The 8848-nt window shown below is 34.4% G+C and carries 7 protein-coding genes, 1 tRNA gene and 2 pseudogenes; 2 read left to right on the top strand and 8 right to left on the bottom strand.

Annotated features, from left to right (window positions below; all coding sequences use genetic code 11):
* Positions 1-65: 65 nt before the first annotated feature.
* From Q428_RS10740 to Q428_RS10720, 5 genes and pseudogenes are all read right to left on the bottom strand, one after another.
* A tRNA-Pro gene (locus Q428_RS10740) sits at positions 66-141 on the bottom strand.
* A gap of 194 nt (positions 142-335) precedes the next feature.
* Positions 336-809 (bottom strand): metallophosphoesterase, encoded by a 474-nt coding sequence (locus Q428_RS10735; protein ID WP_035380807.1) that lies wholly within the window; start codon positions 807-809, stop codon positions 336-338.
* Between the two features lie 33 nt (positions 810-842).
* Positions 843-1447: pseudogene (locus Q428_RS10730) on the bottom strand (XTP/dITP diphosphatase).
* Complete coding sequence (rph, locus tag Q428_RS10725) at positions 1440-2201, bottom strand: ribonuclease PH (RefSeq protein WP_035380805.1); 762 nt, start codon at positions 2199-2201, stop codon at positions 1440-1442. Before rph ends, Q428_RS10730 begins: the two are co-directional and overlap by 8 nt.
* 32 nt (positions 2202-2233) lie before the next feature.
* On the bottom strand, positions 2234-3214 hold the full coding sequence (locus Q428_RS10720; protein ID WP_035380804.1) for an AIR synthase family protein: 981 nt from the start codon (positions 3212-3214) through the stop codon (positions 2234-2236).
* A gap of 159 nt (positions 3215-3373) precedes the next feature.
* On the opposite strand from Q428_RS10720, the gene Q428_RS10715 reads away from it, so the two are divergent.
* Positions 3374-4912, top strand: a complete 1539-nt coding sequence (locus Q428_RS10715) for a hypothetical protein (RefSeq protein WP_035380802.1) — start codon at positions 3374-3376, stop codon at positions 4910-4912.
* Between the two features lie 51 nt (positions 4913-4963).
* Entirely contained in the window at positions 4964-5125 is a 162-nt protein-coding gene (locus Q428_RS15225) for a hydroxymyristoyl-ACP dehydratase (protein ID WP_152539115.1), read from the top strand.
* A gap of 27 nt (positions 5126-5152) precedes the next feature.
* Here the strand turns inward: Q428_RS15225 and Q428_RS10710 are convergent.
* The 3 genes and pseudogenes from Q428_RS10710 to Q428_RS10700 all read right to left on the bottom strand — a co-directional run bounded on the left by Q428_RS10710 (position 5153) and on the right by Q428_RS10700 (position 8842).
* A pseudogene (locus Q428_RS10710) lies at positions 5153-6792 on the bottom strand (peptide ABC transporter substrate-binding protein).
* 62 nt (positions 6793-6854) lie between these two features.
* On the bottom strand, positions 6855-7832 hold the full coding sequence (locus Q428_RS10705) for an ABC transporter ATP-binding protein (protein WP_035380800.1): 978 nt from the start codon (positions 7830-7832) through the stop codon (positions 6855-6857).
* Positions 7832-8842 carry an ABC transporter ATP-binding protein gene (locus Q428_RS10700; RefSeq protein ID WP_035380799.1) on the bottom strand — a complete coding sequence of 337 codons (1011 nt, stop codon included), beginning with the start codon at positions 8840-8842 and terminating at the stop codon, positions 7832-7834. The genes Q428_RS10705 and Q428_RS10700 overlap by 1 nt, the downstream gene beginning before the upstream one ends.
* Between the last annotated feature and the right edge of the window lie 6 nt (positions 8843-8848).

Raw genomic sequence — 8848 nt, 5'->3', positions numbered from 1 at the left:
CGTTTATCAAGTAAAATTATTATATCACTTACATTCTGTTTGTCAATAGGTAACTTAAACAGAAATGGTCGGGGTGACAGGGATTGAACCTGCGACCTCATGGTCCCAAACCACGCGCGCTCCCATCTGCGCCACACCCCGATATTTTAGTTTGTTTTCCTCATCTCCCGAGGACATTATTGAGTATACAACAGAATAAATTAATCGTCAATACCCTTTATGAAAAAAATTTATTCTTATCTTTAATGTAATATTTGGTATACTTAAAAAACAATCAAAATACCAGTTCCCAGTATATATATTCAAGGAACTGGTATCAAAATAATTATACAGTTTTATAATCTAATTAATTTTACTTCTATATTACCTTTATCACTAATTTCTATGACAGCGCACCCTGGAGCATGATCTCTAGGCAAGGAAACACTTCCAGGATTTAAAAATATCATATTTGGAGTTTCATCTTTCCTTTGAATATGACTATGTCCATAAAGAATTACGTCTGCCTTTAATTCTAAAGCTTTAAAGTATAAACTATCTAAACCATTATACACCCCATATCTGTGCCCGTGTGTCATAAAAATTCTTTTCCCATTAACTGTAATAATCTTCTCGTATCCCACGTCATTACCATAGTCATTGTTTCCTAAAACATATTCTATTTGTCCTTTATAATTGCTACTAACCTTTAATATATCTTTATAGTAATCCCCTAAATGAATTATCATATCAACAGCTCCACACATAGAAAGTGCTTTCTCAAGCATTAATAAATTTCCATGTGAATCACTTACCACAGCTATACGCACTATTCCTTCCCCCTAATTGACTACCTCACTAACTTATAAAATATCAGTAAGTTTTTTCTTAAGATTATCTAAAGCCCTTCCTCTATGACTTATAGCATTTTTTTCTTCACTTGTCAGTTCAGCAAAGGTTTTATTTAACTCAGGAACTATAAATAAAGGATCGTATCCGAAACCATTATTTCCTTTTTCCTCAAATCCTATAATTCCTTCAACATGTCCCTCTGCAATTACTTCAACATTTCCTGGAGTCAGGAAAACCATTGCACAGGTAAATCTTGCCCCCCTTTTATCTTTAGGAATATCCTTCATATTCTCCAGGAGTTTAAGATTGTTTTTCTTGTAATTTCCATGTTCCCCTGAATATCTTGCTGAATATACTCCTGGCTCTCCATTTAAAGCATAAACTTCAAGTCCTGAGTCATCTGCCAAGCAGCTTCACCAGTAAGCTTAACAATTGCATTTGCCTTTATTCGTGCATTTTCTATGAAGGTTTTTCCATTTTCCTCAACCTCAACGTCAATACCTGCTTCCTTCAGTGAAACAACCTCATATGGAAAATCCTTTAATATTTCTTTTATTTCATCTACTTTGTGAGAATTATTACTGGCTATAATAATTCTATTAAATATCTCATTCATTTGTTAAATTTCCCCCTGTACCAATTAGTAAACAATCATCACCTAATACTTCTTTCTGAATTGATATTAACTTGTTTATACCTTCTTCAGCAAGTTCCATCATCTTTGCCATTTGGGTTTTTGTAAATGGATTTTCTTCACCTGTGCCTTGGATTTCAACAAATTCCCCAGCATCAGTCATAACTACATTCATATCCACCTGAGCATTAGAGTCCTCTTCATAACAAAGATCTATTATAACCTCTTCATTTAAAATTCCAACACTGATAGCAGCTATGTAGTTTTTAATAGGATATATCTGAAATTTTTCCTGTTCATTTAGTTTATTAATTGCATCAACTAATGCAACAAATGCTCCAGTTATAGATGCAGTTCTTGTTCCTCCATCAGCCTGTATCACATCACAGTCTATCCATATTGTTCGCTCTCCTATTTTAGTTAAATCTACAACAGATCTTAATGCTCTTCCTATAAGTCTTTGGATTTCCATGGTTCTTCCATCTACTTTTCCTTTACTTGCATCCCTTGGCTTCCTGGTAATAGTTGAACATGGTATCATACCGTATTCACAGGTTATCCATCCTTCACCTAGTCCCTTTAAAAAAGGGGGAACCTTATCTTCTATTGAAGCAGTACATATAACCTTAGTGTCACCAAATTCAACTAAAACAGATCCCTCAGGATGCTTTATGTAATTCCTTGTTATTTTTATGTTTCTTAACTCCCCGTTTTCACGTCCATCAATTCTTGTCATTTACATTCCTCCCCACGCTCTCTAAAGAGCAGTTAAACTTTTATTCTGTATATTTCGTCTGATTCAGGAGGCATTATTTCAACATCTCCATTATCAGTGGTAATTATTTTTCTACTCTCTGTTATTTTACCTACAACTTCTGCATTTATACCATTTTCCCTTAATTTGTTGCAAAGTTCCGCTCCATTATTGCAGGTAATAACCATACATCCACTTGATATAAGCCTTAAGGGATCAATGTTTAACTCATGACATATCTTTAAAGTTACATCTTTAACTGGTATTTTGTTCTGGAATATATGAACACCCTTACCTGAGGCTTCAGCTGTTTCCCATATAGCTCCCAGTATACCACCCTCAGTTGCATCGTGCATAGCATTCACTCCAAAGTCTGATGCAATCTGACCTACCTTTACAACACTAATATTATCCATCATTGATTGAGCATCCTTCAAAATCTTTTCATCCAGTTTTCTCTTTAGGTGTTCAAAATAGTCATTTGCAATTATCACGGTACCTTCAAGACCTGCAAAGCCAGTTACAACTATATCATCATCTACCTTTGCTCCACCTGTTGTAACATATTCCCCGATTTTACCCTTTCCAATAGCAGTTATAGATAAAACCATTTTATTTACTGCATCTGTAACCTCTGTATGACCTCCTAGAACATCTATATTAAGGATATCACAGGCTTCCTTAACTTCATCCATTACTGTTTTTATATCATTAAGTTCAGCACTTAAGGGAGCTAAAATAGTAACAAGAACCCCAAGGGGTCTAACCCCTGCTGAAGCTATATCATTACAACAAATATGTACTCCTAAAGTTCCAGCATTTTTCGCTGCTGCGGTAATTGGGTCTGTGGTTAAAACACAAACTTCATCCTGAAATTTTATTATTGCACAATCTTCTCCAACATCAGGTCCAATTAGTATGTCATTGTTGTTCTTTTTTAAATTAGAAATAATTATATTTTTAAGAGTTTCATTTGATAATTTCCCTGCCTGCATGATTTAATCCCTCCATTCTATATCAATTATACATTCATAATGATTATTCATAAAGCAATACAACAAAATTCCTTTAAAATTTGCTGATTTTGTAACTTTACATGTCCATAAAGCATACATTATATATAAGAAAACAAGTGAGTCAGGTGGTGAGTTTTTTTGCAATACCATCTTAAAAAGGTCAATGAAGATTTGTATGATATATCACTTCAATTGACGGCCTTATCAATCAATAATATTGAATGGGGGTGCTTATACTCTGGCCTGGGTATAATACATACTCCAGATGAAAAAGAAAAAAAACATCTTTCTTCTATCTTTAAAGAGAATAATGAAAAACTCTATATTCTTGAAAACCTTGTTCTCACAAAATGCATCTACAGCAAAGGAAAACCTTTTTTCTCTCCTCAGCCAGATTGTGTGCTGGATCCTGGGAAATACATGTGGGATTATAAAACATTCGAAAAAACTATAAACCCCTCTACACAAGCCTTTGCAGTTTTAGCATCATTAAGGTCAGCTGATTTTATATTTGAGTATAACAAAGCCCTTGCTTTAGTACTTTTTAAAATATCTCAGTTATATTATGAATTTTTAAGTACCTTCCTGAGGAATGAAGAGGGATTATTTATTTCCTATGAAAATAAAAGTAAGGAAATAAAGGATAATTTAAAATTGAAAGCATTAAAAGAAGACCCATCAATCTTAACCCAGGTTTATGTTCATGAGGCTGCATTGATGTTAAAATCCATAAGTCAAAAGGATGAATATGTAAAATATTTTAAAAATCAAAAAAACTTTTATTCAAATGATGTAAAAAACATATTTAATTTTATTTTTGAAAATTATAATGAACTCCTTGACCTGAGTTCTAAAGATATGAGTCTTTGTATCTCTTCACTTTGCCGCTGTTGTATTATATCTAAAGAAGAAGAGGATATAACAAATTACAGACACCTTATTGCACTTCTTTGCGCTGAGTTAGAGTCCAGAGTAAAAATAACAGGAGAAGTTGATAAAAATTATAACGCTAACGATAATGCAACATTAATAACGCATTTCAGAACTGCCTCTGCACTGATGGAAGGATATATGGAAACAGATATTGATAAATTTAAAGAATTGTCCCTTTCAATATTTGGATATGTAAAAGATTTATTAGATGAAAATACTGGTTTGTTCATTATGAAGGATACAGATAATATATCTTACACAATAAGAGATATTGCAGAAATTAATAAATTATTGCTGCTTTTATATAACGATAGCGTAAGTGAAGAAATAATTAAAATTTTAAAGAACTTTTATAAATCTTCCATTATAGATTCAGGAATAGTGTTAAGTCTGCCTGATTTTAACATAAGCTTTGGAAATACAAATAGCAGTTATTCAGTAAGTTCACCTTTAAGTCATGAAAATAATAAAGCTCCTGTTTTTATTAAAGGCTTTAAAATATCCAAGGATGAGACAAAGCTTTATTCACAATCTAAACGTTATCATTCAAATTACAGTTTATATTCAAGCTATATCTTCCTGACATACTTTTCTCCATATTTAAAACTAAAAGAAACAGTTATTGAGAAGGAATCACTTAATTTTGAAAAGGATGTGAATGCCAATAGTGAAAATATTTACAATGTAAATACAAATGCTGAGTCAACTCTCCCTTCTTCAGAGTACTATATGGAAAGAATTTGATAAATATTTAAAACCTATTTTTCCAATACTAAGTACTAAGGAGGGGATTTTATGACAAATATAAATTGTTCTGCAAATTGCATCCACGAAGAAAATGGTAAGTGCAAGCTGAACCACATCAGTATAACTGCCAATGTTATGGGTTACGGCACCGATTGTGCCTATTATTCCCCAAGAACAGAAGGAAAAGCAGCTCCTCCTAACGATAAATAAGCCACATAAAGTGGGCTTATTTTATATTTACTTACCTTCTACATATGCATTATCAAAGTATACATGACCTAGAACTGACTTATGAATTCCCTTAACATTACTCTTTACACAAACTATATGTGTATAGAAGTAAATTGGCATAACTGGTAAATCAGTCATAAGTATTTCTTCAGCTTCATGTAATATTTGCATTCTCTTTGCTGGGTCAACTTCCTTCTTTGCAGCAGCTATCTTAGCATCAAATGCTGCATTTGCATATCCTGCATCGTTTTGTGGGTTTCCTGTTGTCCACATATCTAAGAATGTCATTGGATCAACATAGTCTCCATTCCATCCTGCTCTTGCTACTAAGTAGTTCTTTTGTCTTCTTGTTGTTTGGAAAACCTTCCACTCTTCATTTTTAAGTTCTACGTTTATACCTAATTTCTTCTTCCACATATCTTGGATAGCCTGAGCTATATTCTGGTGTCCTTGTGAAGTATTGTAAAGTATTGTTAATTTAGGGAATCCTTTGCCTTCTGGATATCCTGCTTCTGCTAAAAGTTTTTTAGCTTCAGCTACGTCTCCCTCTGGCTTGTAGTAATTTACATTTCTAAACTCTTGTCCATTTGGCTCTTTAATTCCTCCTGGAACCATTGCGCCAGCTGGAGTTTGACCTCCCTTAGTAACGTTATCAACAATAGCTTTTCTATCTACTGCAAGTGCTAAAGCTTTTCTAACCTTAGGGTCTTTAAGTGCCTTTGCAGCAGCTGGGTCAATTTTTGCAGCATTGTCAGTTAAGTTAAATAAATAGTAGTAAGTAGCTAATGCTGGCTCTATTGTAGCTATCTTTTCCTTTACTAATCTTGGAATTTCTTCCTGTGGAACGTTGTCGATCATATCTAATTGTCCAGTTTGGAATGCAGTTAATGCACTTGTTTGTTGATCTATCATCTTGAACTCAACTTTTGCAAGTTTAACATCATTTGCCTTCCAATAGTTAGTGTTCTTTTCAAGAACCATTACATCCTTTGGTCTCCATTCTTTTAATACGAATGGTCCGTTTGATACATAAGTCTCTGGCTTAGTAGCCCAAGTATCCTTATTAGCTTCAACTATGTCCTTTCTAACAGGTGAATATGTTGGGAATGCTGTTAATGAAAGGAAATATGAAGTTGGTGCTTCAAGTGTAACTTCTAGAGTATAATCATCAAGAGCCTTTACTGCTACTTGATCTTCTGTAGCTTTTCCTGAGTTATATGCTTCACCATTCTTTATATAATATAACATGTAAGCATATTCTGCAGCAGTTTCTGGATTTAATACTCTTTTCCATGCATATTCAAAGTCTTGAGCTTTTACAGGTTGCCCATCTGACCATTTAGCATCTTTTCTTAAGAAGAATTTGTAAGTTAATTGATCTGGTGATACTTCCCATTTTTCAGCTACACCAGCAACTGGTTGATCATTGTTATCAAGTCTTGTTAATCCTTCAAATGTGTTTAAAATAACATTTGAACCGTCAGTAGCACTGTTAAGTCTGGGTCAATTGTCTTTGGTTCAGCACCAAGGTTGTATCTTACAACCTGTCCTGATGTACCTGACTTACCACATCCAGCCAGTAATGACATTGACATTACAAGTGCAACTGTTAGAGCAATAAACTTTATTGCTTTTCTTTTTAGCATTTTTATTCCTCCCCTTTTATGTATATTTTATTCGGCGGCTTTGCCGCCGAATAATTACTTAATTAATATAAGTGACAAGCTACAAAGTGACCTCCACCTAAATCCTTAAATACCGGTTCCTGTTGAGAACATATAGGTTTTGCATATCTACATCTTCCTTTAAATCTGCATCCAGGAGGCGGATCTATTGGTGAAGGAATTTCACCCTCAAGAACAATTCTTTGTCTTGCAGCTGCCTGTTCTGGATCTGGAACAGGTATAGCGGATAATAGCGCTTGTGTGTAAGGGTGTAGAGGTTTTTTGTAAAGCTCATTACTTTCACAAAGCTCAACCATTTTACCTAAATACATAACCCCAATTCTGTTAGATATATGTTTAACCATTGACAGGTCATGAGCTACGAATAGATATGTTAATCCCATATCATTTTGTAAATCCTCAAGCATGTTAATTACCTGTGCCTGAATTGACACATCCAGGGCTGAAATAGGCTCATCACAAACTATAAACTCAGGTTGAACAGCAAGAGCTCTTGCAATTCCAATTCTTTGTCTTTGTCCACCTGAAAACTCATGTGGATATCTATTTGCATGTTCACTATTTAGACCAACCCTGTCAAGAAGGTACTGAATTCTTTCAGTTCTTTCCTTTCCAGTCATAAGCTTATGAATATCAATTGCTTCACCTATGATATCTCCAACTGTCATTCTGGCATCCAGTGATGCATATGGATCCTGGAATATCATCTGCATTTTTCTTCTGTAAGGAGCCATCTCCTTTTCACTAAGTTTAGCAATATCTTTGCCACCGTAGATTATTTGACCTGAAGTTGGCTGATAGAGTTTAATTATAGTTCTACCAGTAGTAGTCTTACCGCAGCCTGACTCACCAACCAATCCTAAGGTTTCACCTTTGTTTATAGTGAAGGAGACATCATCAACTGCTTTTACATTTGCAACTGTTTTTTTAAGCAATCCCTTTTTTATAGGGAAATATTTTTTCAAGTTTTTTATTTCGATTAAAGCTTTGTTCTTATCCATTATAAGTTCCTCCTTCCTACTGGTGGTTCAACCTTTGGTGCATCTTGGTGATTCAGCCAGCATGCAGCCTTATGATTCTCACCAACTTCAAATACTGGAAGGTTTTCTGTCATACAAATCTTCATAGCATATTCACATCTTGGTGCAAATGGACAACCAACTGGAGGTTTAATTAAATCTGGTGGTTGACCATCTATAGGAATCAATCTTTCTCTCTCTTCTTCATTAGGATTTGGTATACTCTTTAACAATCCCCAGGTATATGGATGTTTTGGATTATAGAATATATCCTTTGTACTTCCTGTTTCTACAATCATTCCCCCGTACATTACATTTATTCTGTTGCACACATCAGCAACAACACCTAGGTCGTGGGTTATTAAAATGATTGATGCATTTATTTTTTCCTTTAAATCTTTCATTAATTCAAGTATTTGTGCCTGTATTGTAACGTCAAGTGCAGTTGTAGGTTCATCAGCTATTATCAGCTTAGGTTCGCATACAAGTGACATAGCAATCATAACCCTCTGTCTCATACCACCTGAAAACTCATGAGGATATTGTTTCATTCTGCTCTCAGGACTTGGTATGCCTACCAAGGTCATCATCTTGACAGCCCTTTCAAAAGCCTGTTGTTTTGTCATTTTTCTGTGTTTTATAAGGGGTTCTGTTAGCTGATCGCCTATTGTAAGAACAGGATTTAAAGATGTCATTGGATCTTGAAATATCATACCTATTTCATTTCCTCTGATATTCTGCATCTCCTCTTCTGAAAGTTTAGCCAAATCTCTTCCATCGAAGATTAGTTCCCCTTTTTTTATTTTTCCATTATCTGAAAGCAGTCTCATAAGTGACATCATTGTGATACTCTTTCCACTACCTGACTCACCAACTATCCCTAAAGCTTCTCCTTTATCTAAATGGAAGGATACTCCCCTAACTGCTTTTACTTCTCCTGCATGTGTGTAAAATGATGTTTCCAGATTCTTTATCTCTAATAGTTTTTCCACGAACTT

Source organism: Fervidicella metallireducens AeB, from assembly GCF_000601455.1.
GTDB lineage: Bacteria > Bacillota > Clostridia > Clostridiales > Caloramatoraceae > Fervidicella > Fervidicella metallireducens.
This window is presented reverse-complemented; position numbering and strand designations above follow the sequence as displayed.